General features: G+C 61.3%; 21 protein-coding genes. 10 read left to right on the top strand and 11 right to left on the bottom strand.

Annotated elements, in window-relative coordinates:
* Nucleotides 1–3: 3 nt before the first annotated feature.
* From dnaN to gyrB, 3 genes are read left to right on the top strand one after another with little or no spacing between them, the layout of a single operon-like run.
* On the top strand, nucleotides 4–1,107 hold the full coding sequence (dnaN, locus tag E8E68_RS03505) for a DNA polymerase III subunit beta (RefSeq protein ID WP_266032101.1): 1,104 nt from the start codon (nucleotides 4–6) through the stop codon (nucleotides 1,105–1,107).
* Between the two features lie 15 nt (nucleotides 1,108–1,122).
* Nucleotides 1,123–2,226 (top strand): DNA replication/repair protein RecF, encoded by a 1,104-nt coding sequence (gene recF / locus E8E68_RS03500; protein WP_110743495.1) that lies wholly within the window; start codon nucleotides 1,123–1,125, stop codon nucleotides 2,224–2,226.
* Nucleotides 2,227–2,230: 4 nt separating this feature from the next.
* A complete protein-coding gene (gyrB, locus tag E8E68_RS03495) occupies nucleotides 2,231–4,651 on the top strand; it encodes a DNA topoisomerase (ATP-hydrolyzing) subunit B (protein ID WP_266032098.1) in 2,421 nt (806 codons plus the stop codon).
* Nucleotides 4,652–4,712: 61 nt separating this feature from the next.
* Here gyrB and E8E68_RS03490 read toward each other — a convergent pair whose 3' ends face one another.
* Nucleotides 4,713–5,120, bottom strand: a complete 408-nt coding sequence (locus tag E8E68_RS03490) for an RcnB family protein (protein ID WP_280339737.1) — start codon at nucleotides 5,118–5,120, stop codon at nucleotides 4,713–4,715.
* Between the two features lie 129 nt (nucleotides 5,121–5,249).
* Entirely contained in the window at nucleotides 5,250–6,548 is a 1,299-nt protein-coding gene (locus E8E68_RS03485; RefSeq protein ID WP_266032096.1) for a sigma 54-interacting transcriptional regulator, read from the bottom strand.
* Nucleotides 6,549–6,769: 221 nt separating this feature from the next.
* Here E8E68_RS03485 and E8E68_RS03480 point away from each other — a divergent pair, with 221 nt between their 5' ends.
* Genes E8E68_RS03480 through E8E68_RS03470 form a run of 3 tightly spaced genes read left to right on the top strand, consistent with a single transcriptional unit; the run spans nucleotide 6,770 to nucleotide 9,776 of the window.
* Complete coding sequence (locus E8E68_RS03480; RefSeq protein ID WP_280339840.1) at nucleotides 6,770–7,654, top strand: MBL fold metallo-hydrolase; 885 nt, start codon at nucleotides 6,770–6,772, stop codon at nucleotides 7,652–7,654.
* Nucleotides 7,655–7,692: 38 nt separating this feature from the next.
* Nucleotides 7,693–8,961, top strand: a complete 1,269-nt coding sequence (locus E8E68_RS03475) for an FAD/NAD(P)-binding oxidoreductase (protein ID WP_280339734.1) — start codon at nucleotides 7,693–7,695, stop codon at nucleotides 8,959–8,961.
* Nucleotides 8,958–9,776 carry a sulfite exporter TauE/SafE family protein gene (locus tag E8E68_RS03470; RefSeq protein WP_266032094.1) on the top strand — a complete coding sequence of 273 codons (819 nt, stop codon included), beginning with the start codon at nucleotides 8,958–8,960 and terminating at the stop codon, nucleotides 9,774–9,776. Before E8E68_RS03475 ends, E8E68_RS03470 begins: the two co-directional genes overlap by 4 nt.
* Here E8E68_RS03470 and E8E68_RS03465 read toward each other — a convergent pair.
* Nucleotides 9,765–10,652, bottom strand: a complete 888-nt coding sequence (locus E8E68_RS03465; RefSeq protein ID WP_266032093.1) for a LysR family transcriptional regulator — start codon at nucleotides 10,650–10,652, stop codon at nucleotides 9,765–9,767. The two genes, E8E68_RS03470 and E8E68_RS03465, sit on opposite strands and share 12 nt — an antisense overlap.
* A 238-nt stretch (nucleotides 10,653–10,890) precedes the next feature.
* Here E8E68_RS03465 and E8E68_RS03460 point away from each other — a divergent pair, with 238 nt between their 5' ends.
* Nucleotides 10,891–12,537 (top strand): GMC family oxidoreductase N-terminal domain-containing protein, encoded by a 1,647-nt coding sequence (locus E8E68_RS03460; protein WP_280339731.1) that lies wholly within the window; start codon nucleotides 10,891–10,893, stop codon nucleotides 12,535–12,537.
* Nucleotides 12,538–12,634: 97 nt separating this feature from the next.
* The gene (locus E8E68_RS03455; RefSeq protein WP_280339729.1) at nucleotides 12,635–14,254 is read left to right on the top strand and encodes an MFS transporter; all 1,620 of its coding nucleotides are present in this window, start codon (nucleotides 12,635–12,637) and stop codon (nucleotides 14,252–14,254) included.
* A gap of 187 nt (nucleotides 14,255–14,441) precedes the next feature.
* Here the strand turns inward: E8E68_RS03455 and E8E68_RS03450 are convergent, their stop codons facing one another.
* The 4 genes from E8E68_RS03450 to glyQ are packed head-to-tail and all read right to left on the bottom strand — an operon-like array spanning nucleotide 14,442 to nucleotide 18,803.
* Nucleotides 14,442–15,227 carry a lysophospholipid acyltransferase family protein gene (locus tag E8E68_RS03450; protein WP_266032090.1) on the bottom strand — a complete coding sequence of 262 codons (786 nt, stop codon included), beginning with the start codon at nucleotides 15,225–15,227 and terminating at the stop codon, nucleotides 14,442–14,444.
* Between the two features lie 46 nt (nucleotides 15,228–15,273).
* A complete protein-coding gene (gene gmhB, locus E8E68_RS03445; RefSeq protein WP_266032089.1) occupies nucleotides 15,274–15,801 on the bottom strand; it encodes a D-glycero-beta-D-manno-heptose 1,7-bisphosphate 7-phosphatase in 528 nt (175 codons plus the stop codon).
* 3 nt (nucleotides 15,802–15,804) lie between these two features.
* A complete protein-coding gene (glyS, locus tag E8E68_RS03440; protein WP_266032088.1) occupies nucleotides 15,805–17,859 on the bottom strand; it encodes a glycine--tRNA ligase subunit beta in 2,055 nt (684 codons plus the stop codon).
* The gene (glyQ, locus tag E8E68_RS03435; protein ID WP_003253126.1) at nucleotides 17,856–18,803 is read right to left on the bottom strand and encodes a glycine--tRNA ligase subunit alpha; all 948 of its coding nucleotides are present in this window, start codon (nucleotides 18,801–18,803) and stop codon (nucleotides 17,856–17,858) included. The genes glyS and glyQ overlap by 4 nt, the downstream gene beginning before the upstream one ends.
* 83 nt (nucleotides 18,804–18,886) lie before the next feature.
* Here glyQ and E8E68_RS03430 point away from each other — a divergent pair, with 83 nt between their 5' ends.
* Nucleotides 18,887–19,438 (top strand): DNA-3-methyladenine glycosylase I, encoded by a 552-nt coding sequence (locus E8E68_RS03430; RefSeq protein ID WP_266032087.1) that lies wholly within the window; start codon nucleotides 18,887–18,889, stop codon nucleotides 19,436–19,438.
* Nucleotides 19,439–19,479: 41 nt separating this feature from the next.
* Nucleotides 19,480–20,367, top strand: coding sequence for a lysophospholipid acyltransferase (locus E8E68_RS03425; RefSeq protein WP_266032086.1), 888 nt, complete (start codon nucleotides 19,480–19,482; stop codon nucleotides 20,365–20,367).
* A 139-nt stretch (nucleotides 20,368–20,506) separates the two neighbouring features.
* On the opposite strand, the gene E8E68_RS03420 is transcribed toward E8E68_RS03425, so the two are convergent.
* Genes E8E68_RS03420 through fmt form a run of 4 tightly spaced genes read right to left on the bottom strand, consistent with a single transcriptional unit; the run spans nucleotide 20,507 to nucleotide 24,472 of the window.
* Nucleotides 20,507–20,821, bottom strand: a complete 315-nt coding sequence (locus tag E8E68_RS03420; RefSeq protein WP_266032085.1) for a tetratricopeptide repeat protein — start codon at nucleotides 20,819–20,821, stop codon at nucleotides 20,507–20,509.
* Nucleotides 20,822–20,832: 11 nt separating this feature from the next.
* Entirely contained in the window at nucleotides 20,833–22,206 is a 1,374-nt protein-coding gene (trkA, locus tag E8E68_RS03415) for a Trk system potassium transporter TrkA (protein WP_012269873.1), read from the bottom strand.
* 26 nt (nucleotides 22,207–22,232) lie between these two features.
* Nucleotides 22,233–23,543, bottom strand: a complete 1,311-nt coding sequence (gene rsmB / locus E8E68_RS03410; RefSeq protein WP_266032084.1) for a 16S rRNA (cytosine(967)-C(5))-methyltransferase RsmB — start codon at nucleotides 23,541–23,543, stop codon at nucleotides 22,233–22,235.
* The gene (fmt, locus tag E8E68_RS03405) at nucleotides 23,540–24,472 is read right to left on the bottom strand and encodes a methionyl-tRNA formyltransferase (RefSeq protein WP_266032083.1); all 933 of its coding nucleotides are present in this window, start codon (nucleotides 24,470–24,472) and stop codon (nucleotides 23,540–23,542) included. The genes rsmB and fmt overlap by 4 nt, the downstream gene beginning before the upstream one ends.
* Nucleotides 24,473–24,532 lie beyond the last annotated feature (60 nt).

Raw genomic sequence — 24,532 nt, 5'->3', positions numbered from 1 at the left:
ACCATGCATTTCACCATTCAACGCGAAGCCCTGTTGAAACCCCTGCAACTGGTCGCCGGTGTCGTCGAGCGCCGTCAGACCTTGCCGGTCCTGTCCAACGTATTGCTGGTCGTGCAAGGCCAGCAACTGTCGTTGACCGGTACCGACCTGGAGGTCGAACTGGTAGGCCGCGTGCAACTTGAAGAACCAGCCGAGCCTGGCGAGATCACCGTCCCGGCGCGCAAGCTGATGGACATCTGCAAAAGCCTGCCTAACGACGCCCTGATCGATATCAAGGTCGATGAGCAGAAATTGTTGGTAAAGGCCGGCCGCAGCCGCTTCACCCTGTCGACCCTGCCAGCCAATGACTTCCCGACTGTGGAAGAAGGCCCTGGTTCGCTGACCTGCAACCTGGAGCAGAGCAAGCTGCGCCGCTTGATCGAACGCACCAGCTTCGCCATGGCTCAGCAGGACGTGCGGTATTACCTCAATGGCATGCTGCTGGAGGTGTCCCGCAACACCCTACGTGCAGTGGCTACTGATGGTCACCGTCTGGCGCTGTGCTCCATGACCGCGCCGATCGAGCAGGATGATCGCCACCAGGTGATCGTACCGCGCAAAGGCATCCTGGAACTGGCGCGCCTGCTGACCGATCCGGAGGGCATGGTTAGCATCGTCCTGGGCCAGCATCACATCCGCGCGACCACCGGTGAGTTCACCTTCACCTCCAAACTGGTCGATGGCAAATTCCCTGACTACGAGCGCGTATTGCCCAAAGGTGGCGACAAACTGGTTGTCGGTGATCGTCAGGCGCTGCGTGAAGCATTCAGCCGCACTGCAATTCTTTCCAACGAAAAGTACCGCGGTATTCGCCTGCAACTGGCTGCCGGTCAATTGAAGATCCAGGCCAACAACCCCGAGCAGGAAGAGGCTGAAGAAGAAATCAGTGTGGACTACGAAGGTAGCTCGCTGGAAATCGGCTTCAACGTCAGCTATCTGCTGGACGTGCTGGGCGTGATGACTACCGAGCAAGTTCGTCTGATCCTGTCGGATTCCAACAGCAGCGCTTTGCTGCAGGAAGCCGGCAATGACGATTCTTCCTACGTTGTCATGCCGATGCGCCTGTAACCGTAGCCAGGCGACATGTCCCTTCGACGTATCATGGTCACCGCGGTGCGCAACTTGCACCCGGTGACTCTCTTACCCTCCCCCCGCATCAACATCCTTTACGGCGCCAATGGCAGTGGCAAGACCAGTGTACTGGAGGCCGTGCACCTGCTTGGGCTCGCGCGCTCATTCCGCAGTACCCGCTTGAACCCCGTCATTCAGTACGAGCAGTCTGCTTGTACCGTGTTTGGCGAGGTGCTGCTGACTGAGGGTGGCACCAGCAACCTCGGTGTGTCACGGGAGCGTCAGGGGGAGTTCACTATTCGCATTGATGGGCAGAACGCGCGCAGCGCTGCCCAGCTGGCAGAGTTGTTACCGTTGCAGCTCATCAACCCGGACAGTTTTCGGCTGTTGGAGGGAGCCCCCAAAATACGTCGCCAGTTTCTAGATTGGGGGGTGTTCCACGTGGAACCTCGCTTTTTGCCAGCCTGGCAACGGCTGCAGAAGGCGCTGCGGCAGCGGAACTCATGGTTGCGGCATGGTACACTTGACCCAGCTTCGCAAGCCGCCTGGGACCGGGAATTGTGCCTGGCCAGTGCGGAAATAGATGAATACCGTCGCAACTACATCAAGGCCTTGAAGCCCGTCTTCGAGCAAACCCTGAGCGAACTGGTCGAGCTGGACGGGTTGACCCTGAGCTACTACCGAGGCTGGGACAAGGACCGGGAACTGCAGCAAGTACTCGCCTCCTCTCTCCTTCGCGATCAGCAGATGGGCCATACCCAGGCCGGTCCGCAGCGTGCTGATCTGCGTCTTCGTCTGGCTGCCAACAACGCAGCAGACATCCTGTCGCGTGGTCAGCAAAAGCTGGTGGTGTGCGCATTGCGCATTGCCCAAGGCCACCTCGTCAGTCAGGCTCGCCGCGGTCATTGTATTTATCTCGTGGATGACTTGCCGTCCGAGCTGGACGACCAGCATCGCCGCGCATTGTGCCGCTTGCTTGAAGAATTACGCTGCCAGGTGTTTATCACCTGTGTAGATCACGAACTACTGAGGGAAGGCTGGCAGACGGAAACGCCAGTTGCTTTGTTCCACGTGGAACAAGGCCGTATCACCCAGACCCACGACCATCGGGAGTGAAGGCATGAGCGAAAATCAAACGTACGACTCCTCCAGCATCAAGGTGCTGAAAGGTTTGGATGCCGTACGCAAGCGTCCCGGCATGTACATTGGCGACACCGATGATGGTAGCGGCCTGCACCACATGGTCTTCGAGGTGGTCGACAACTCCATCGACGAAGCCCTCGCCGGTCACTGCGATGACATCACGGTCATCATCCACCCGGACGAATCCATCAGTGTGCGCGACAACGGTCGCGGCATTCCGGTTGACGTGCATAAAGAAGAAGGCGTTTCCGCAGCTGAAGTCATCATGACTGTGCTGCACGCTGGCGGTAAATTCGACGATAACTCCTACAAGGTATCCGGCGGTCTGCACGGTGTAGGTGTTTCGGTTGTGAACGCCCTGTCCGAGCAGCTGGTACTGACCGTTCGCCGTAGTGGCAAAATCTGGGAGCAGACCTACGTTCACGGTGTTCCACAAGCGCCAATGGCGGTTGTCGGTGACAGTGAAACGACGGGTACCCACATCCACTTCAAGCCATCGGCTGAAACCTTCAAGAACATCCACTTCAGCTGGGACATCCTGGCCAAGCGTATCCGCGAGTTGTCGTTCCTGAACTCGGGCGTGGGCATTCTGCTGAAGGATGAACGCAGCGGTAAGGAAGAGTTCTTCAAATACGAAGGCGGCCTGCGTGCATTTGTCGAGTACTTGAACACCAACAAGACTCCAGTCAACTCCCAGGTGTTCCACTTCAACGTCCAGCGTGAAGACGGCGTGGGTGTAGAAGTTGCTCTGCAATGGAACGACAGTTTCAACGAAAACCTGCTGTGCTTCACCAACAACATTCCGCAGCGTGATGGTGGTACTCACCTGGTGGGCTTCCGTTCTTCCCTCACCCGTAGCCTGAACAGCTACATCGAGCAGGAAGGCCTGGCCAAGAAGAACAAGGTGGCGACCACTGGCGACGACGCCCGTGAAGGCCTGACCGCGATTATCTCGGTGAAGGTCCCAGACCCTAAGTTCAGCTCGCAGACCAAAGACAAGCTGGTTTCCTCGGAGGTGAAAACCGCCGTGGAACAAGAGATGAATAAATACTTCGCCGATTTCCTGCTGGAGAACCCGAACGAAGCCAAGGCCGTCGTTGGCAAGATGATCGACGCTGCCCGTGCACGGGAAGCGGCCCGTAAAGCCCGTGAGATGACTCGCCGCAAAGGCGCGCTGGATATCGCCGGCCTGCCGGGCAAACTGGCTGACTGCCAGGAAAAAGACCCTGCCCTTTCCGAACTGTATCTGGTGGAGGGTGACTCCGCAGGTGGTTCGGCCAAGCAAGGTCGAAACCGCCGCACCCAGGCGATCTTGCCGCTGAAGGGCAAGATCCTCAACGTCGAGAAGGCTCGTTTCGACAAGATGATCTCGTCCCAGGAAGTGGGCACGCTGATCACGGCACTGGGCTGCGGGATCGGTCGCGAAGAGTACAACATCGACAAGCTGCGCTATCACAACATCATCATCATGACCGATGCTGACGTTGACGGTTCGCACATCCGTACTTTGCTGCTGACCTTCTTCTTCCGTCAGTTGCCGGAGCTGGTCGAGCGCGGCTACATCTACATTGCCCAGCCTCCACTGTACAAGGTGAAAAAAGGCAAGCAGGAGCAGTACATCAAGGACGACGAGGCCATGGAAGAATACATGACCCAGTCGGCTCTGGAGGACGCGAGCCTGCACCTGGACGAGTCAGCGCCAGCAGTTTCTGGTGTGCAGCTGGAAAGCCTGGTGAATGAATTCCGCAGTGTCATGAAGACACTCAAGCGCCTGTCGCGTTTGTACCCGGAAGAACTAACCGAGCACTTCGTCTACCTGCCTGAGGTGACCCTGGAACAGTTGGGTGACCACGCGGTGATGCAAGCATGGCTGGCCCAGTTCCAGGCGCGTCTGAACTCCAACCAGAAGTCTGGCCTGGCTTACAGCGCCAGCCTGCGCGAAGACAAAGAGCGCAACGTATGGCTGCCGGAAGTAGAAATCACCTCCCACGGCCTGGCTAGCTACATCACGTTCAACCGTGACTTCTTTGGCAGCAATGACTACCGGACCGTAGTCAACATCGGTGCCAAGCTCTCTAGCCTGCTGGGTGAAGGTGCTTACGTGCAACGTGGTGAACGCCGCAAGGCAATTGTCGAGTTCAAGGAAGGCCTGGACTGGCTGATGAACGAGACCACCAAACGTCATACCATCCAGCGATACAAAGGGCTGGGTGAGATGAACCCGGACCAGTTGTGGGAAACCACCATGGACCCGGCTGTCCGCCGCATGCTCAAGGTCACCATCGAGGATGCGATCGCTGCCGACCAGATCTTCAACACCTTGATGGGTGACGCAGTCGAGCCGCGTCGTGAGTTCATTGAGAGCAACGCGCTGTCGGTCTCGAACCTGGATTTCTGATCAGGTTGTAGTTTGCAGACACTAAAAAGCCCGCTGATGCGGGCTTTTTAGTGTCTGATGATCAGTAGCCGGTAAGAATGTTAACGATCACGCCACTGGCAATAGCCACCAGCACGTAGTCCCCGTTCACATACAGCCAGCGATGATCACGTGGTGGCGCATACAGGTGGCGCGCTTTCCAGTCGGTTACCCAGTAACGGTCGCCACGGTAATGTGGATCAACTGCATGACCACGCTGCCACTGCTGGTGCGGTACTGGCATGCCTTGTTGTGGACGGAAGTTCGGGTCACGGTAAGCAGGATCGTGGCCATTGTCATGTCGGCCCTGTTGCTGGGGCTGACCATGTGGCGGGTTGCCCTGATGCGATGGCCCGCCATCATGGCGGTCGGGTGGGCCCGGCTGCGCGAAGCTGGCCAGCGGTGCGCTGAACATGAGCGCCGCGCAGATCACGGTTAGGGTCTTTTTCATTTGATGCGGTCCTCTGCCTGTTATCGCCTGGCCAGTATGAATTGCCAGATTCGGTTAACTGATAAGACCACGCTTTTTTCCGTTTAATGTCAGGACTCAGGTAAAGGTCCGGTAAAGTCTGCCGCTGTTTCAGTTAAGCCCAAGCGCTTTCAAGCGGCGATACAGCGTGCGCTCACTGATGCCAAGATGGCTGGCCAGTTCGCTGCGCGAGCCCTTGAACTGTTCCAGTGCCTGCGCCACCTCACCTAGGTTGTAGCGACGGCTACCTGCCATAGTCGCCCCGGCTGGCCCGATATCTTCCTGCAAGTGTTCAGGTCGGATCAGCCCGTCATCGGCGAACAGACGGGCTCTTTCCAGTATGTTGCGCAGCTCGCGGATATTGCCCGGAAACGGATGTAACCCCAGTTGCTGTAAGGCATCGTCACTCAGCCTGGGCGTTGGCTTGCCAGTCATGGCCATGCGCTGCAGCAGGCTCTGTGCGAGCAGGGGTAGATCTTCCACCCGCTCGCGCAATGCCGGCAGGCGGATCGGAAAGCCGCTGATGCGGTAGTACAGGTCCTCACGGAAGGAGCCCTGCGCAACCATCTGCTTGAGCGGCTTGTGGGTGGCCGATACCAGGCGGAAATCCGAATGCACCGTGCGCAGGCTGCCCACCGGGCGGAAGCTGCCAGACTCGATCAGACGCAGCAACTTCACCTGCATCGCCAGCGGTACTTCGCCAATTTCATCGAGGAACAGGGTGCCCCCATGGGCCGCCTCAGCCAGGCCGATCTTGCGTTGGTTGGCACCGGTGAATGCACCCTTCTCGTAACCAAACAGCTCGCTCTCGAACAACGACTCAGACAGACCTGTGCAGTCGACCACCACCAGCGGGCCATTCGCTCTGGGACTGCCCATGTGTACCGCGCGAGCGAACAGTTCTTTACCGCTCCCCGACTCCCCCTGCAGCAGCACCGGAATCTGCGCTGGCGCCGCCCGTTGCAGGCTGGCCAAGGCGGCCTTGAAGGCGGGGGCGCGCCCCACCAAGCCCTGCTCCTGAGGCTGCGCTGACGCGAGGGTGATGGTGGTCAGTCGTTCGACAAAGGCCACCACGCTGCCCTGTTCATCCAGGATCGGCCGCAGTTCCACATCCACATGTTCGGGGCCACGTGGGGTGTGATGAATGTGCAACACACGCTCCGGCACTTTGCTCTCCCACGCCTTGCGCATTGGGCAATGCTCACCAGCCTGGTCGCATGGCACGGCATAGTGGTGCGAGACCTTGTGGCACTTTTCGCCCAGCGGCGCCTGGTCATGCTGGCCGAACTGGCGGCGGTAGGCCGCATTGGCAGCCAGGATGTTGTAGTGAGTGTCCAGCACGATGGTCGGCAGGGCATCGTGCTCAAGGTAGGAAACCAGAGCTAGGATGATGGGATGAGTTTGAGGCATGACGACACCATTGGGATGACCGGCGCAGGTTAACAAGGACTGCCAAACACTGCCATTGGCTGACAGTCGACTGCCATCCACGCTGTCAGTTTCGCCAACCGCTGTCAGCAACGGGCCGGATTCATTGGACCATGGGCCGACTGAAGCCTGGCATGCATCTTGATGAACCTCCTGGCACTGCCTACGCCCCACAAGGCGTGGCGGATAAATTGGAGAACGTGATGATCATCGGCAACAACCTTCACGTGGACGCCTTCTTTGACAAGGCGACCTCGACCATCAGCTACCTGGTCATGGACCGTGAAACCCGGCAATGCGCATTGATCGACAGCGTGCTGGATTACGACCCGAAGTCCGGGCGCACCTGCAGCGCCTCGGCGGATCGGCTGATCGAGCGTGTGACCGAATTGAATGCCAGCGTGCGCTGGATTCTGGAAACACATGTGCACGCCGACCATCTTTCAGCAGCGGCCTACCTGAAGGAAAAACTTGGGGGGCATACCGCCATCGGCGCGCACATCACCCAGGTGCAGAAAGTGTTCGGTGCCCTGTTCAACGCCGAGCCTGGCTTTGCACGCGATGGTAGCCAGTTCGATGTGCTGCTCGAAGACGAAGAAGTCATCCGCATTGGTAACCTGCACGCACGGGCACTGCACACGCCTGGGCATACGCCCGCGTGCATGAGTTTCATGATCGAGGACGCCGGCGAGATCGCGGTGTTCGTGGGCGACACCCTGTTCATGCCCGACTACGGTACTGCCCGCTGCGACTTCCCAGGGGCAGATGCCCGTACCCTGTACCGTTCGATCCGTCGTCTGCTGGCTTTCCCCGACCACACCCGGCTGTTCATGTGCCACGACTACCTGCCAGATGGCCGCGACATGCAGTACGTCACCACCGTAGCCGAGCAGCGCGCCAGCAACATTCATATTCACCAAGGCGTCGACGAGGACAGTTTCGTCGCCATGCGCGAAGCCCGTGACAAGACCCTCGATATGCCCGTGCTGATCCTGCCTTCGGTACAGGTGAACATGCGCAGTGGCCAGCTCCCCACGCCGGAAGAAAACGGCGTGAGTTACCTGAAAATTCCGCTGAACAAGCTGTAACCGCCCTGCCCCATAATCAGATTCCAGGATTTACCGCCATGCCCGCCTTGTTGTCCCCTGCCAATACCGATCACCACAAAGTACTCATCGTCGGTGCCGGTGCCGCTGGTATCGCCACTGCTTCCAGCCTGATCAGCCGTGACCCGTCACTGGACATTGCCTTGATTGACCCCGCCGAAGTGCATTACTACCAACCCGGCTGGACCATGGTCGGTGCCGGTGTGTTCAAGGCACCGAGCACCGCGCGCACCATGGCCTCGACCATCCCGCGCGGTGTGCGCTGGATCAAGGCGCGCGTTCAGGGCTTCGATCCATCGGGCCAGCTGGTCATGCTCGACGATGGCCGCGCCATCAGTTATGAACAATTGGTGGTCTGCCCCGGGCTCAAGCTGGACTGGGCGGCCATCAATGGGCTCAGCGAGACCCTTGGCCGTAACGGTGTCACCTCCAATTACCGCTACGACTTGGCGCCCTACACCTGGGAGCTAGTGCAAAAGCTCAAGCAAGGCCGTGCCCTGTTCAGCCAGCCGCCCATGCCGATCAAGTGCGCCGGCGCGCCGCAGAAGGCGCTGTACCTGTCGTGCGACCATTGGCTTCGCAACGGCCATTTGGGGGCGGTGAAAGCCAGCTTCTTCAACGCCGGTGCCGTGTTGTTCGGTGTGGCGGACTACGTCCCTGCGCTGATGAAGTACATCGAAAAGTATGCGGTGGACCTCAATTTCTCCCATCGGCTGACAGCCGTGGACGGCCCGAACCAGCGCGCTACCTTCGTCCGTAGCCTGGCCGACGGCAGCAGTGAGACGCGCATTGAAGCCTTCGACATGCTGCATGTAGTGCCGCCGCAGGTAGCGCCGGACTTCATTCGCGAAAGCCCGTTGGCCGATGGCGCCGGTTGGGTCGATGTCGACCCGCACACCCTGCGCCACCGCAAATACACCAACGTTCATGCCCTGGGCGATGTCGCCAACACCAGCAATGCCAAGACCGCTGCAGCTGCACGTAAGCAGGCCCCCGTCGTGGCCAACAACGTGCTGGTTGCGCTGGGCAGGTTGCCGACCCTGGCCCGTTACGACGGCTATGGCTCGTGCCCGCTTACCGTCGAGCGCGGCAAGATCGTTTTGGCCGAATTCACCTATGGCGGCAAGCTTGCACCGAGTTTCCCCAACTGGTTGCTGGATGGCCGCAAACCCACGCGGCTGGCCTGGTTGCTCAAAGCGCAGGCGCTGCCCCCGCTGTACTGGCAAGGCATGCTCAAGGGCCGTGAGTGGCTGGCCCGCCCGCATCTGGTAACCGAGGATGGGCAGTGATCGAACATCAATTATTGGGGGCGGGCCTGGGCGCAATCATCGGTGCCGTGCTGGCGCTGACCGGCGCAGGCGGAGGCATTCTCGCCGTGCCGTTGCTGGTATTTGGCCTTGGGCTATCAATGGTCGAGGCGGCCCCGGTAGGCCTGCTGGCAGTGGGCATGGCGGCGGCGGTGGGCGCTGTTCTGGGTTTGCGCCAAGGCTTGGTACGCTACCGCGCAGCGCTGTTCATTGCAGTCATTGGTGTCGCGGCAGCGCCGTTGGGGTTGATGCTGGCGCACCGTTTGCCGAATACGCCCTTGCAGTTGGTGTTCGCCGGGGTGCTGGTTCATGCCTGCCTGCGTATCTGGCGCAAGGCGGCCAAAGAGCTGCGCGGCGAAGCCAACGATGCCCATCGCTACATTGAGCCGTGTGTGCTGAACCCGCTACAGGGCCGGTTACGCTGGACCCTGCCTTGCGCAAGAGCATTGGCGTTAACGGGGGCTCTATCCGGGTTATTGTCCGGTCTGCTTGGCGTCGGTGGAGGGTTCGTCATTATCCCTGCCCTTAACCGTTACACCAACCTGCGTATGGCCAGCATCGTTTCCACGTCATTGGCTGTGATCGCCCTGGTCTCTACCGGCAGTGTGGTCAGCGCCAGCCTTGCGGGTGTCCTGCATTGGCAAATTGGCGGCCCGTTTGCCGTCGGTGCAGTGCTTGGCCTGCTGTTGGTAAGGCCGCTGGCGAGGAGGTTGGCCGGGCCGCGCCTGCAGCAGATGTTTGCGGTAGCAGGTTGGGCCGCTGCCCTGCTGCTGGGCAGCAAAGCGCTACTGAGCTAGCAGCTCGCTTTGTTGTTCTGCGCACAGCGCCAGCAGATAGTCCCACACTACCCGCAGTCTTACCGACTTGTGCAGCTCGCGGCGGGTGCAGATCCAGTAGCTGCGCTGGATGGTCTCGCCAGGCAGCACACGTACCAGGGTCGGGTCCTGGCGGGCCATGTAGTTGGGCAGCACGGCAATGCCCAGACCGGCGCGGGCGGCGGCTTGCTGGGCGATCACGCTGGTGCTGCGAAACACCACGTTGGGTGCTCGGCAGAAGCTGTTGAGAAACAGCAACTCCTGGCTGAACAGCAAGTCGTCGACGTAGCCAATCCAGCTGTGCCGGGCCAGGTCCTCTCGGTTGCGCAGTGGCGGTGCGCGGTCCAGGTAAGCCTGGCTGGTATACAGCGCCAGCCGATAGTCGGTGAGTTTGCGAGTGATCAGCAGGTCGGCGTTGGGCCGCTCAAGGTGGATGCTGATCTCCGCTTCGCGGTTGAGGATGCTGACGAACCTTGGCACTGCGACCAGTTCCACCTCCAGCCCGGGGTAACGCTCGAACAATGCGTTCATGCGTGGGGTGAAAAACATGATGCCGATGCCTTCGGTAACCCCCAGGCGAATCTTACCGAGCGGGGTGATGGCCTGGGTGATCTCTTCCTGGGCCAGCAGGGCGACGTTCTCCATGGCTTCGGCGTGCTTGAGCAGCGCCTGCCCCGAGGGGGTCAGCTCATACCCTTGGGCGTGCTGCACGAAAAGCGCTGTACCCAAGCTCTGCTCGATGTTCTCGATGTGCCGGGCCACGGTGCTGTGAGTGGTGTTGAGGCGTTTGGCGGCGCTTAGCAGGCGGCCGCTGCGCTGCAACTCGAGGAAAAACCGCAGATCGTTCCAGTCGAACATGCTGATCCTTGTGGCTGTTCGTCCCGACCTCTTCGCAGGCATACCGGCTCCCATAGAGACAGCGAAACCTGACGGTGACGCGATCCCTCTGGGGAGTGGGCGAGCCCGCGAACAGGTCGGTCCAGGATTACCCCTGTGCTAAAACGCACAACGGCTGCGCGAAATCTCGTGTTTCCTCCACGAAATTACTCACTAAGATGAATCGGGACAAGAATAATAATCAGGCCCGAGGTTGCACATGCCATCAGCCGATTCTGTCTTCGATTACGTGGTCGTTGGGGCCGGTCCAGCCGGGTGCTTGCTGGCCAACCGTTTGTCCGCCAACCCTGATTGTCGGGTGCTGCTGCTGGAAGCGGGCGGTCGCGACAACTATCCGTGGATTCACATTCCGGTGGGTTACCTCTACTGCATCGGCAACCCACGCACCGACTGGTGTTTCAAAACCGAGGCACAGCCTGGCCTGGGCGGTCGCTCATTGGGTTATCCACGCGGCAAGGTGCTCGGTGGCTGTTCTTCTATCAATGGCATGATCTACATGCGTGGTCAGGCTGCCGACTACGACCATTGGGCCGAGCAAGGCAACGACGGTTGGGCATGGAGGGACGTGCTGCCGCTGTTCAAAGCCAGTGAAAACCACTTTGCCGGCGCCAGCGAACATCATGGCGGCGACGGCGAGTGGCGGGTCGAGCGCCAGCGCTACAGTTGGCCGATCCTCGATGCCTTCCGCGATGCCGCCGAGCAAAGCGGCATTGGCAAGGTCGATGACTTCAATACCGGCGACAACCAGGGCTGTGGATACTTTCAGGTGAACCAGCGCAGCGGTGTACGCTGGAACGCTTCCAAGGCTTTTCTGCGGCCGATCAAGCACCGCGCCAACCTTACCGTGCTGACCGGTGTGCAGGTTGACCAGATACTGCTCAACAACACTCGCGCCCGTGCAGTGAAGGCATTCTGGCAAGGTGCCTGGCACGAGTTTCCCGCGCGTCGCGAGATCATCCTCTGCGCTGGGGCAGTCGGTTCGCCCGGCATCCTGCAGCGCTCCGGTATTGGCCCGCGGCAGTTGCTGGAAAGTTTGGGTATTGGCGTGCGCCACGACATGCCCGGGGTTGGTGGCAACTTGCAGGATCACTTGCAGCTGCGGCTGATCTACCAAATTCGCAACACCCGTACCTTGAACCAGATGGCCAACAGCCTGTGGGGCAAGATGGGCATGGGCCTGCGCTACCTCTACGACCGCAGCGGTCCGCTGGCCATGGCGCCGAGCCAGCTGGGCGTGTTTGTACGTTCCAGCCCGGATCAGGCCACCGCAAACCTGCAGTACCACGTGCAGCCACTGTCTCTTGAGCGCTTCGGCGAGCCCTTGCATCAGTTCCCGGCCTTCACCGCTTCGGTATGCAACCTGCGCCCGGCCAGCCGCGGACGGGTCGATATCCGCAGCACCGACATGAACAGCCCCCCGCTGATCGACCCCAACTACCTGAGTGACCCCCAAGACCTGCGCGTCGCCGCCGATGCCATCCGGCTTACCCGGCGCATCGTCCAGGCCCCTGCCCTGGCCGCCTTCGAACCCAAGGAATACCTGCCGGGCCCCACCCTGCAATCCGAGCAGGACCTGTTCGAAGCTGCCGGCCAGATCGGCACTACCATTTTTCACCCGGTGGGTACCTGTCGCATGGGCACTGGGGAAATGGACGTTGTGGATAACCAGTTGCGCGTACGTGGGATCCCCGGCTTGCGCGTGGCCGACGCCTCGATCATGCCGCAGATCACCTCGGGCAATACCTGTTCCCCCACCCTGATGATCGCCGAGAAGGCGGCCCAACTGATCCTCAAAGGAGCTGCTACCCAGACCTACTTGAACGAAGACGCGTTACCGACCCCCTGACCCGGGTGCGTGCAGTAGCGGCAGCTTGCGGTCGAAAGCTGCCGACAGTGGAACAACAAGAATAATCACTGTGGCCTGCGGGCCGAGGACAGCAACGATGTCGGATTACATCCAAGAGCAGGGTGCGGCGGCCAGCAGCTCCAGCCGCCGTGAAGAACGCAAGATCATTTTCGCGTCATCCCTCGGGACGGTTTTCGAGTGGTATGACTTTTTTCTCTATGGCGCGCTGGCAGCGGTCATCAGTAAGCAGTTCTTCGCTGGCGTGAACGACACCACCGCGTTCATCTTCGCCCTCATGGCGTTTGCTGCGGGCTTTCTGGTGCGGCCGTTCGGCGCGCTGGTGTTCGGCCGGCTGGGCGACATGATCGGGCGCAAATACACCTTTCTGGTCACTATCGTCCTGATGGGCCTGTCCACCTTCGCCGTGGGCTTGTTGCCCACCTACGCCAGCATCGGCATTGCCGCACCGATTATCCTGGTGATCCTGCGCATGCTCCAAGGGTTGGCGCTGGGCGGTGAATATGGCGGTGCGGCGACCTATGTGGCCGAACATGCGCCGCCCGGCAAGCGTGGCTTCCATACCGGTTTCATTCAGTCCACCGCTACTTTGGGCCTTTTGCTGTCGTTGCTGGTGGTACTGGGGAGCCGCTATGTCAGTGGGGACCAGTTCGAAACCTGGGGCTGGCGCCTGCCGTTCCTGCTGTCGATCGTGCTGCTGGCTATCTCCACCTGGATCCGCATGAGCATGCATGAGTCGCCGGCCTTCGTGAAAATGAAGGCCCAAGGCAAGGTCAGCAAGTCGCCAATCCGAGAGTCGTTCACTTCCTGGCCAAACCTTAAAGTAGTGCTTACCGCGCTGTTCAGTATCAATGCCGGTCAAGCGGTAACTTTCTACACCGCACAGTTCTACGTGTTGTTCTTCATGACCCAGATGCTGAAGATGGACCCGGCCCAGGCCAACACCCTGCTGATCATCAGTGTGGTGATCGGTGCTCCGTTCTTTGTGTTCTTCGGGTGGTTGTCGGACCGTATCGGGCGCAAGCCGATCCTGATGCTCGGCTTGCTGCTGGCCACCGTGCTGTACTTCCCGCTGTTCAAGGCGCTGAGCCACTACGCCAACCCACAGATCGATGCCGCCAGCCGGCAGGCGCCGATCGTGGTTACTGCTGACCCACAAGGTTGTACCTTCCAGTTTGACCCGGTCGGCAAGGCACGTTTCGATAGCCCGTGCGATAAGGTCAAGACCTTCCTCGTCAAGCAGGGCCTCCCCTACCGCGCGGTAAGCGTGGCTGGCAGCGAGGTGGTGGTCAACATTGGTGACAAAACCATCAACGGCTTCGACGAAGCGGCCATGCGATCGGCGGTGGAGCAGGCGGGCTATCCGGCCAAGGCCGACCCTGCACAGGTCAACCAGGTGATGGTGGTGGTGCTGATCGTAGCGATGATCCTGATTGCGACCATGACCTACGGCCCGTTGGCGGCGGTGATGGTCGAGCTGTTCCCGACCCGTATCCGCTACACCTCTATGTCGTTGCCCTACCACATCGGTAATGGCTGGTTCGGTGGCTTCTTGCCGACCGTGTCGTTCGCGCTGGTGGTGTACACCGGGGATATATTCTACGGTCTGTGGTACCCAGTGCTGGTGACCGGGATTAGCCTGGTTGTGGGGATTTTCTGCCTGAAAGAAACCAAGGATGTAGATATCGACAAGCTCTGAAGGCCATTCATGCTGGCTGCAGGGCATAAAAAAACCGGCTGTAAAAGCCGGTTTTCTTATGCCCTGAAAAAACTTATGCACGTTTTTCAAGAAAATGTCATACAAAAAAATAAACAGCTAATTCAACGAGTTAGGCATCACTCCGAGCATTTTGTCGAAAAACTGCTCACAAGTTATCCACAGATGGTCAGGCCATCTGCTCCTGGGGTTTTTCCTCCGCTGGCGGCAGCGAACCCATGGCCCGCTGTGTCGCTTCGTTCCACGCTGCAGCACGGTCGTTGAGTTCGGCAATGGCGCGTGGCCCCGTACCGTTGGCATACATCGGCTCGCCAATCACCACCTCGATGGTGCCGGCGCGCTTGCCCCACCCGGTCTTCGGCCAGAACTTACCCGCATTGTGGGCAATCGGCAGAACCGGCAGCCCGGCATTCACCGCCAGCGCGGTACCGCCGCGCGAGAACTTGCCGACGGTGCCAAATGGCACGCGGGTACCTTCCGGGAAGATCAGCACCCAAGTCTTCTGCTTGAGCAGCTCGTCACCCTTGCTGGCCACCTGGCGCAGCGCCTCCTTCGGGTTATCGCGGTTGATCGCGATCGGCCGCAGCATGGCCATGGCCCATCCGAAGAACGGCACATACAGCAGCTCGCGCTTGAGCACTTGGCTCAGCGGCGAGAAGTACTGGGATAGGAAAAAGGTTTCCCAGGTGCTCTGGTGGTTCGACAGGATCACGCAAGGCTCAGCCGGCACGTTCTCGGCGCCAGTGATCTTGTAGTCAATGCCCAGAACGGTGCGCACCAGGAACAGCGCGCAGCGGCACCAGTACACGTTGATGAACTTGTAGCGCTTGGGGAACGACAAAAATGGCGCGACGAAGAAGCTCAGCGAGCACCACAGCAGTGAACTGGTGCCCAGCAGCAGGTAAAAAAGAAAGATTCTGATCGCCTGCAGGATCGACATAGTGGCTCGTACCATTGCGGGGCATGCCCGCCTGAGGAAAATGCGCCTGAAGGCGCATTGTTTAAATTAGTTCTCTGGCGATAGCTGCCAGATCGTCGAAAATCAGTGTAGTTTCCGGGACGCCTTTTTCCAGGGTCCGCTCACCCTTGCCGGTTTTCACCAACACGGGTTGTGCACCGACGGCCAGGGCGGCCTCCAGGTCACCTTTGCTGTCGCCAACGAACCAGACGCCTTCAAGGCAAACCTGGTAATGCTCGGCGATCGCCCGCAGCATGCCGGGCTTGGGCTTGCGGCAATCGCAGCCTTCGTCCGGCCCGTGAGGGCAATAGACGATGTGGCCCACCTCGCCACCCTGCTCTGCCACCAGCGCGCGCAGGCGCGCGTGCATGGCTTCGAGGGTTGCCAGCGGATAGTAGCCACGGGCAATGCCGGACTGGTTGGTGGCCACGGCCACCGTCCAGCCCGCCTTGCTCAACTGCGCGATCGCTGCGACCGAGCCAGGGATCGGAATCCACTCTTCCAGCGTCTTGATGTAGGCGTCGGAGTCGTAGTTGATCACCCCGTCACGGTCGAGAATCAGCAGTTTCAAGGTTTACCCCAGCAGCGAAATGTCAGCCACACCCAGGAACAGGCCGCGCAGGCGGCTGAGCAGGGCATAACGGTTGGCACGTACCTTGGCGTCTTCGGCGTTGACCATCACCGCCTCGAAGAAGGCGTCGACCGGGTCGCGCAGGGCTGCCAGGCGGGCCAGCGATTCACTGTACTGGCGTGCAGCAGCCATCGGTTGCACGGCCTGGTCGGCCTGCTGGATGGCCGAGTACAGGGAGAACTCGTTGGCATTGTCGAAGTACTTCGGCTCGACCTGCTCGGCGATGGCGCCCTCGGCTTTGCTCAGCAGGTTCGACACGCGCTTGTTCACCGCTGCCAGGGCCTCGGCTTCCGGCAGCTTGCGGAACGCCTGCACGGCCTGAACGCGCTGGTCGAAGTCCAGTGCGGAGCCTGGCTGCAGGGCACGTACCGACAGGTAGGTGGCGACGTCGATACCTTCGTCTTCGTAGCGCGCACGCAGGCGGTCGAAGATGAATTCCAGCACCTGGTCAGCCAGGCCGGCGGCCTTGACCTTGGCGCCGAACTGCTTGACCGCGAACTCGACTGCACCGGTCAGGTCCAGGTCCAGTTGCTTCTCGATCAGAATTCGCAGCACGCCCAGGGCGGCACGGCGCAGGGCATAGGGGTCTTTACTGCCGGTAGGCAGCATGCCGATGCCGAAGATGCCCACCAGGGTGTCGAGCTTGTCGGCGATGGCTACGGCAGCACCGGTGAGGGTCTGCGGCAGCTCGGCGCCTGCACCGCGCGGCATGTACTGCTCGTTCAGGGCCAGTGCGACGTCTTCCGGCTCACCGTCGTTGAGCGCGTAGTAGTAACCGGCAACACCCTGCATTTCAGGGAATTCGCCGACCATCTCGGTGGCCAGGTCGCACTTCGACAGCAGGCCGGCACGGCCAGCGCGCTGGGCGTCGCCGCCGATCAGCGGGGCAATGAAGGCGGCCAGCTTGGAAACACGTTCCGCCTTGTCGTACACGGTGCCGAGCTGAGCCTGGAACACCACGTTCTTGAGGCGCTCGTTGAAGGTTTCCAGTGGCTGCTTCTTGTCCTGCTTGAAGAAGAACTCGGCGTCGGTCAGGCGCGGGCGTACGACCTTTTCGTTGCCTTGCACGATCTGCTTCGGGTCGCGGCTTTCGACGTTGGCCACGGTAATGAAGCGCGGCAGCAGCTTGCCTTCGCTGTCCAGCAGGCAGAAGTACTTCTGGTTATCCTGCATGGTGGTGATCAGGGCTTCTTGCGGCACGTCGAGGAAACGCTCCTCGAACGAGCACACCAGCGGCACCGGCCACTCGACCAGTGCGGTCACTTCGTCCAGCAGCGCAGGTGGAACGATGGCCGTGCCTTCCTGCTGCATGGCCAGCTCTGCGGTACGCTTGCTGATCAGCTCGCGGCGCTCGGCGAAGTCGGCCAGGACGTAGGCCTTGCGCAGGTCTTCGACGTAGTTGGCCGGGGTGGTGATGAGCACGTTTTCTGGATGGTGGAAGCGGTGGCCACGGGATTCACGGCCGGCCTTTTGCGACAGGATGGTGCAGTCGACCACCTGATCGCCCATCAGCATCACCAGCCATTGGGTCGGGCGCACGAACTCTTCACGGCTGGCCGCCCAGCGCATGCGCTTGGGAATCGGCAGGTCGTTCAGCGAATCTTCGACGATGGTCGGCAGCAGCCCAACGGTAGCCTTGCCCGGGATGTGCTGGGAGAAGCGCAGCTTGGGGCCGCTCTGGTCGATCTCGGCCAGATCCACGCCGCACTTCTTGGCGAAGCCCAAGGCAGCCTGGGTTGGCTCGCCTTCGGCGTTGAAGGCAGCTTGCAGGGGTGGGCCATCGATATTGATGCTGCGGTCAGGCTGCTGCACGTCCAGCTGGCGGATGAGCACCGCCAAGCGACGCGGCGCGGCGTATACCTGCTTGCCGGTGTAATTCAGGCCAGCCGCCTGCAGGCCTTTCTCGATGCCGGCCAGGAAGGCGTCGCCGAGGCTGGCGAGGGCCTTGGGAGGCAGCTCTTCGGTGCCCAGTTCTACCAGGAAATCTTGAGCACTCATTGTGCAGCCTCCAGCTTAGCCAACACTTCGTCACGCAGTTCAGGGGTGGCCATCGGGAAGCCCAGGCGTGCGCGGGCTTGCAGATAGCTTTGCGCCACGTCCCGGGCCAGGGTACGGACACGCAGGATGTAGCGCTGGCGCTCGGTTACCGAGATGGCGCGGCGGGCGTCCAGCAGGTTGAAGGTGTGCGAGGCCTTCAGCACCATTTCATAGGTCGGCAGCGGCAGTTCCAGCTTGATCAGGCGGTTGGCTTCGCTTTCGTAGAAGTCGAACAGTTCGAACAGCTTGTCGACGTTGGCGTGTTCGAAGTTGTAGGTCGACTGTTCCACCTCGTTCTGGTGGAAAACATCACCGTAGGTGACCTTGCCGAACGGGCCGTCGGCCCACACCAGGTCGTACACCGAGTCGACGCCCTGGATGTACATGGCCAGGCGCTCGAGGCCGTAGGTGATTTCACCAGTGACCGGGTAGCACTCGATACCACCTACCTGCTGGAAGTAGGTGAACTGGGTGACTTCCATGCCGTTCAGCCAGATTTCCCAGCCCAGGCCCCAGGCGCCGAGGGTTGGCGACTCCCAGTTGTCTTCGACGAAACGAATGTCGTGCACCAGCGGGTCCAGGCCAATGGCTTTCAGCGAGCCGAGGTACAGCTCCTGGAAGTTGGCCGGGTTCGGCTTGAGCACCACCTGGAACTGGTAGTAGTGCTGCAGGCGGTTGGGGTTTTCGCCATACCGCCCGTCGGCAGGGCGACGGCTAGGCTGCACGTAGGCGGCGTTCCAGGTTTCTGGACCCACCGCGCGCAGGAATGTAGCGGTGTGGAAAGTGCCGGCGCCTACTTCCATATCGTAGGGCTGAAGCACCACACAACCTTGAGCTGCCCAGTAGTTTTGCAGGGCGAGGATCAGGTCTTGGAAGGTACGCACGGCTGGCGTAGGCTGGCTCACGAAATTCACCTGTATCTGGGGATGCGGATGTAAAGAGCGGGAGTATAACCTGATTCGCCTCGCCCTCTACTCATTGGAGCCTTATGCCACGCTGCTTTTGGTGTACCGACGATCCGTTGTACCAGGCCTACCATGACCAGGAATGGGGAACGCCCCAGCGTGACCCGGCGTTGCTGTTCGAGATGCTTTTGCTCGAAGGGTTCCAGGCAGGGCTGTCTTGGATCACCGTTTTGCGCAAACGCGAGCGTTATCGTGAGGTGATGTTCGGCTTCGATCCGGTAAAACTTGCCGCCATGCGCGATGAACGCATCGAAGAGTTGATGCAGGACGCCGGCATCATTCGCAACCGCCTGAAGCTCAAGGCTGCCCGGCGCAATGCGCAGGCCTGGCTGGCTGTGGATAACCCCGTCGATTGGCTGTGGTCGTTCGTTGGTGGCGTGCCGAAGGTCAACCACTTCACCGACCGCAGCGAAGTGCCAGCGGTGACCGATGAAGCCAAGGCCATGAGCAAGGCCCTGCAAAAAGCCGGCTTCACGTTCGTCGGCCCGACCATTTGCTACGCCTTCATGCAGGCCACCGGCATGGTCATGGACCACACCACCGATTGCGATCGCTACGCCGCCTTGGTGCGCTGAGGGGTTACAATGCGCGCCTTGCTGAAATAAGGAATTCGCCTGTGGAAAAGTTCAAGGGCGCCCTGATGGTCGGGGTGCTGCGTCTGTTCGCCAAGCTGCCCTGGGGCGCAGTTCAGCGCGTGGGTGCCGGTATCGGCTGGCTGATGTGGAAGATCCCCAACGGTTCGCGCAACGTGGTGCGGATCAACCTGGCCAAGTGTTTTCCCGAAATGGACCCGGTTGCCCGTGAGCAACTGGTCGGCCAGGCCCTGCGGGATATCGGCAAATCCTTTGTCGAAAGCGCCTGTGCCTGGATCTGGCCGCCCCAGCGTTCGCTGGAACTGGTCAAGGAAGTGCATGGCCTGGAAGTGCTGCAGCAGGCTCTGGCCTCGGGCAAGGGCGTGGTTGGCATCACCAGCCACCTGGGCAACTGGGAAGTGCTGAACCACTTCTATTGCAACCAGTGCAAACCGATCATCTTCTACCGCCCGCCGAAACTGAAGGCGGTGGATGACCTGCTACGCGAGCAGCGTGTGCAGATGGGCAACCGCGTGGCGCCTTCGACCAAGGAAGGCATCCTCAGCGTGATCAAGGAAGTGCGCCGAGGGGGCCAGGTGGGGATCCCGGCCGACCCGGAGCCGGCGGAATCGGCAGGCGTGTTCGTGCCGTTCCTCGGCACTCAGGCGCTGACCAGCAAGTTCGTGCCGAACATGCTGGCGGGAGGCAAGGCGGTGGGCGTGTTCCTGCATGCCTTGCGGCTGCCGGACGGCTCGGGTTTCAAGGTGTTCCTCGAAGCTGCGCCGGAAGAGATGTACAGCACCGACGTGAACGTGTCGGCGGCGGCGATGAGTAAAGTGGTCGAGCGTTATGTGCGCGAGTACCCGAGCCAGTACATGTGGAGCATGAAGCGCTTCAAGAAGCGCCCGGCTGGCGAGCCGCGCTGGTACTGAGTTATCGACTGCGCTTACAGCAGGCTGAATGCAATCCTGCCTGCTGTAGCAGGGACCCTGTGGGAGCGGGTTTACCCGCGAATGCAATGTTGGCTTCACCGACGCATTCGCGGGTGAACCCGCTCCCACAGGGACCGCGTCAACCTGCTGTTTTATTGATTTTCTTCAGGAACACAGTCATCTCTTTTTCGGCCTGCTTGTCACCATGGGCCTGCGCCGCCACGATACCGTCTTCCCAGGCCTTACGCGCCGCCGCCAGGTCACCCTGCAACTGATACGCTTTGCCCAGCAGCTTCCACGCCGCGGAATACTTCGGGTCCTGCTCTACACAGCGCGCCAGGTGCACCGCCGCTTCAGCACCATTGCCTTCATCCAGCCAGGCCTTGCCCAGGCCGAACCGCAGCAACGGGTTATCCACACCCTTGGCCAGCATCTTCTCCAGCGACTCGCGCATGCCCTTTTCTCCTAGAAGAAACTCAAGCCGACGTGGAACAGCTTCTCCACATCACGAATATGCTTTTTATCCACAACGAACAGGATCACATGGTCACCCGATTCGATCATGGTGTCGTCGTGGGCAATCATTACCTCTTCGTCACGGATGATCGCGCCGATGGTGGTGCCCGGTGGCAGGGCAATGTCCTCGATGGCCTTGCCGACTACCTTGCTCGACTTCGAATCGCCATGTGCCACCGCCTCGATCGCTTCGGCCGCACCGCGGCGCAGCGAGTGCACGCTGACAATGTCGCCCCGGCGCACGTGCGCCAGCAGGGTGCCGATTGTGGCCAGCTGCGGGCTGATGGCAATGTCGATATCGCCGCCCTGCACGAGGTCTACATAAGCCGGGTTGTTGATGATGGTCATCACCTTGCCCGCGCCCAGGCGCTTGGCCAGCAGCGACGACATGATGTTGGCTTCGTCGTCGTTGGTCAGGGCCAGGAAAATATCCGCGTCAGCGATGTTCTCTTCAAGCATCAGGTCTTTGTCCGAGGCGCTGCCCTGCAGCACCACGGTGCTTTCCAGGGTATCGGAGAGGTGCCGGCAACGGGCCGGGCTCATCTCGATGATCTTCACCTGGTAGCGGCTTTCGATGGCTTCGGCCAGGCGCTCGCCAATTTGTCCGCCGCCCGCGATGACGATGCGCTTGTTGGTTTCGTCGATACGGCGCAGCTCGCCCATCACCGCACGGATGTCCTTCTTCGCCGCAATGAAGAACACCTCGTCGTCGGCTTCGATCACCGTGTCGCCTCGCGGGGTAATCGGCCGGTCGCGGCGGAAGATGGCCGCCACGCGGGTGTCGACGTTGGGCATGTGGGCGCGGATCTGGCGCAGCTGCTGTCCGACCAGCGGGCCGCCATAGTAGGCCTTTACCGCCACTAGCTGAGCCTTGCCTTCGGCAAAGTCGATGACCTGCAGCGAGCCCGGGTGTTCGATCAGGCGCTTGATGTAGTTGGTCACTACCTGCTCGGGGCTGATCAGTACGTCGACCGGGATATGGTCATTGTCGAACAGCTCTTCACGGGTCAGATAGGACGACTCGCGCACCCGGGCGATTTTGGTCGGGGTGTGGAACAGCGAATAGGCCACCTGACAGGCGACCATGTTGGTCTCGTCGCTGTTGGTTACCGCCACCAGCATGTCAGCGTCGTCGGCACCGGCCTGGCGCAGCACTGTCGGCAGCGAGCCGCGGCCCTGCACGGTGCGTATGTCCAGGCGGTCGCCCAAATCGCGCAGGCGGTCGCCATCGGTGTCGACCACAGTAATGTCGTTGGCTTCGCTGGCCAGGTGTTCCGCCAGCGTACCGCCCACCTGCCCTGCGCCGAGGATGATGATTTTCATCCGCTACTCCCTACCCTTTTGTGTGCTTACCCGCGCGAGGCGGCGATCTTGATCAGCTTGGCATAGTAGAAACCGTCGTGGCCGCCTTCCTGGGCGAGCAACTGGCGGCCGTGGGGCTGGCGCAGGCCGGCTTCGGTGGCCAGGTCCAGCTCCCGGGCGCCCGGGGTGCGGGCGAGGAAGGCGCCGATTACTTCGGTATTCTCGGTTGGCAGGCTGGAGCAGGTGGCATACAGCAGCATGCCGCCTACTTCCAGGGTCGGCCACAGGGCATCGAGCAGCTCGCCTTGCAGGGCGGCCAGGGCCGGGATGTCGTCGGCCTGGCGGGTGAGCTTGATGTCCGGGTGGCGGCGGATCACGCCGGTAGCCGAGCAGGGCGCGTCGAGAAGGATGCGCTGGAATGGCTTGCCGTCCCACCAGCTGGCGGTATCGCGGGCATCGCAGGCGATCAGTTCGGCGTCCAGTTGCAGGCGGTCGAGGTTCTCGCGCACGCGGGTCAGGCGCTTGGCTTCGAGGTCGATGGCCGTCATGTGGGCCAGGCCCGGTTCGGCTTCAAGCAGGTGGCAGGTCTTGCCGCCAGGCGCGCAGCAAGCGTCGAGCACGCGCTGGCCGGGCGCCAGTTCGAGCAGGTCGGCGGACAGCTGCGCGGCTTCGTCCTGCACGCTCACCCAGCCTTCGGCAAAGCCCGGCAGGCCGCGCACGTCACAGGCTTCGGCCAGGACGATGCCGTCACGGCTGTACTGGCAGGCGCTGGCACCAATGCCCGCTTCGGTCAGCAGCGCCAAGTAGGCATCGCGGCTGTGGTGGCGGCGATTGACCCGCAAAATCATCGGCGGGTGAGCGTTGTTGGCAGCGCAGATGGCTTCCCACTGCTCTGGCCAGAAGGCCTTCAGCGATTTTTGCAGCCAGCGCGGGTGAGCGGTGCGCACCACCGGGTCGCGCTCCATGCTGGCGAGCAGGTCCTCGCCCTCGCGCTGGGCGCGGCGCAGTACGGCATTGAGCAGGCCCTTGGCCCACGGCTTCTTCAGTTTGTCGGCGCAGCCTACCGTTTCACCGATGGCGGCATGGGCCGGAATACGGGTGTAGAACAGCTGGTACAGGCCAACCAGCAGCAGCGCTTGCACATCGGCGTCGGCGGCCTTGAATGGCTTTTGCAGCAACTGCGCGGCCAGCAGGTCGAGGCGAGGCTGCCAGCGGGCGGTGCCGAACGCCAGGTCCTGGGTCAGGCCACGGTCGCGTTCGTCGACTTTGTCCAGTTGGGCCGGCAGCGAGCTGTTCAGCGACGCTTTGCCGCTGAGTACAGCGGCAAGGGCCCGGGCGGCGGCGAGGCGCGGGTTCATTGGCCCAGTACCTTGCCGGCGGCGAACTTCTCGCGGCGGCTGTTGAACAGGTCGCTGAAGTTCAGTGCCTTACCGCCAGGCAGTTGCAGGCGGGTCAGGCTCAGCGACTGGTCACCGCAGGCGACCACCAGGCCGTCCTTGCTGGCGGAAAGGATCTCGCCGGGGGCGCCGTTGCCTGTGGACAAGTTGGCGGCCAGCACCTTCACGCTTTCGCCATCCAGGGTGCTGTGGCACACCGGCCACGGGTTGAAGGCACGGATCAGGCGCTCCAGTTCGAGGGCCGGACGGCTCCAGTCGATGCGCGCTTCGTCCTTGTTCAGCTTGTGCGCATAAGTGGCCAGTGCATCGTCCTGCACCTCGCCTTGCAGCGAACCGTCGGCCAGGCCGGCGATGGCCTGTACTACTGCCGACGGGCCCATCTGCGCAAGGCGGTCGTGAAGGCTGCCGCCCGTGTCGTCGGCGCTGATAGGGGTGACCACCTTGAGCAGCATCGGGCCTGTGTCCAGGCCGGCTTCCATGCGCATCACGGTCACGCCGCTTTCGGCGTCGCCGGCTTCGACGGCACGCTGGATCGGCGCCGCACCGCGCCAGCGTGGCAGCAGGGAGGCGTGGCTGTTGATGCAGCCCAGGCGCGGGATATCCAGCACGGCTTGCGGCAGGATCAGGCCATAGGCGACCACCACCATCAGGTCGGGCTTGAGCGCGGCCAGTTCGGCTTGGGCATCGGCGTTGCGCAGGGTCTGTGGCTGGAACACCGGGATGTCATGGGCCACGGCCAGCGCCTTGACCGCGCTTGGCATCAGCTTCTGGCCACGGCCGGCAGGGCGGTCAGGCTGGGTGTAGACAGCCACGACCTCGTACGGGCTGTCGAGCAGGGCCTTGAGGTGTTCGGCGGCAAACTCTGGAGTGCCTGCAAAGACGATGCGCATGGAGTTCTCGCTTCAAAAAAGAAAAAGGCTTGCCGGAGCAAGCCTTCTGGAAGGTGGGGA

Source organism: Pseudomonas sp. BN607 (assembly GCF_029871175.1).
Classification (GTDB): domain Bacteria; phylum Pseudomonadota; class Gammaproteobacteria; order Pseudomonadales; family Pseudomonadaceae; genus Aquipseudomonas.
Note: the sequence above shows the minus strand (reverse complement) of the source record. Positions and strands in the feature narration are given on the sequence as shown.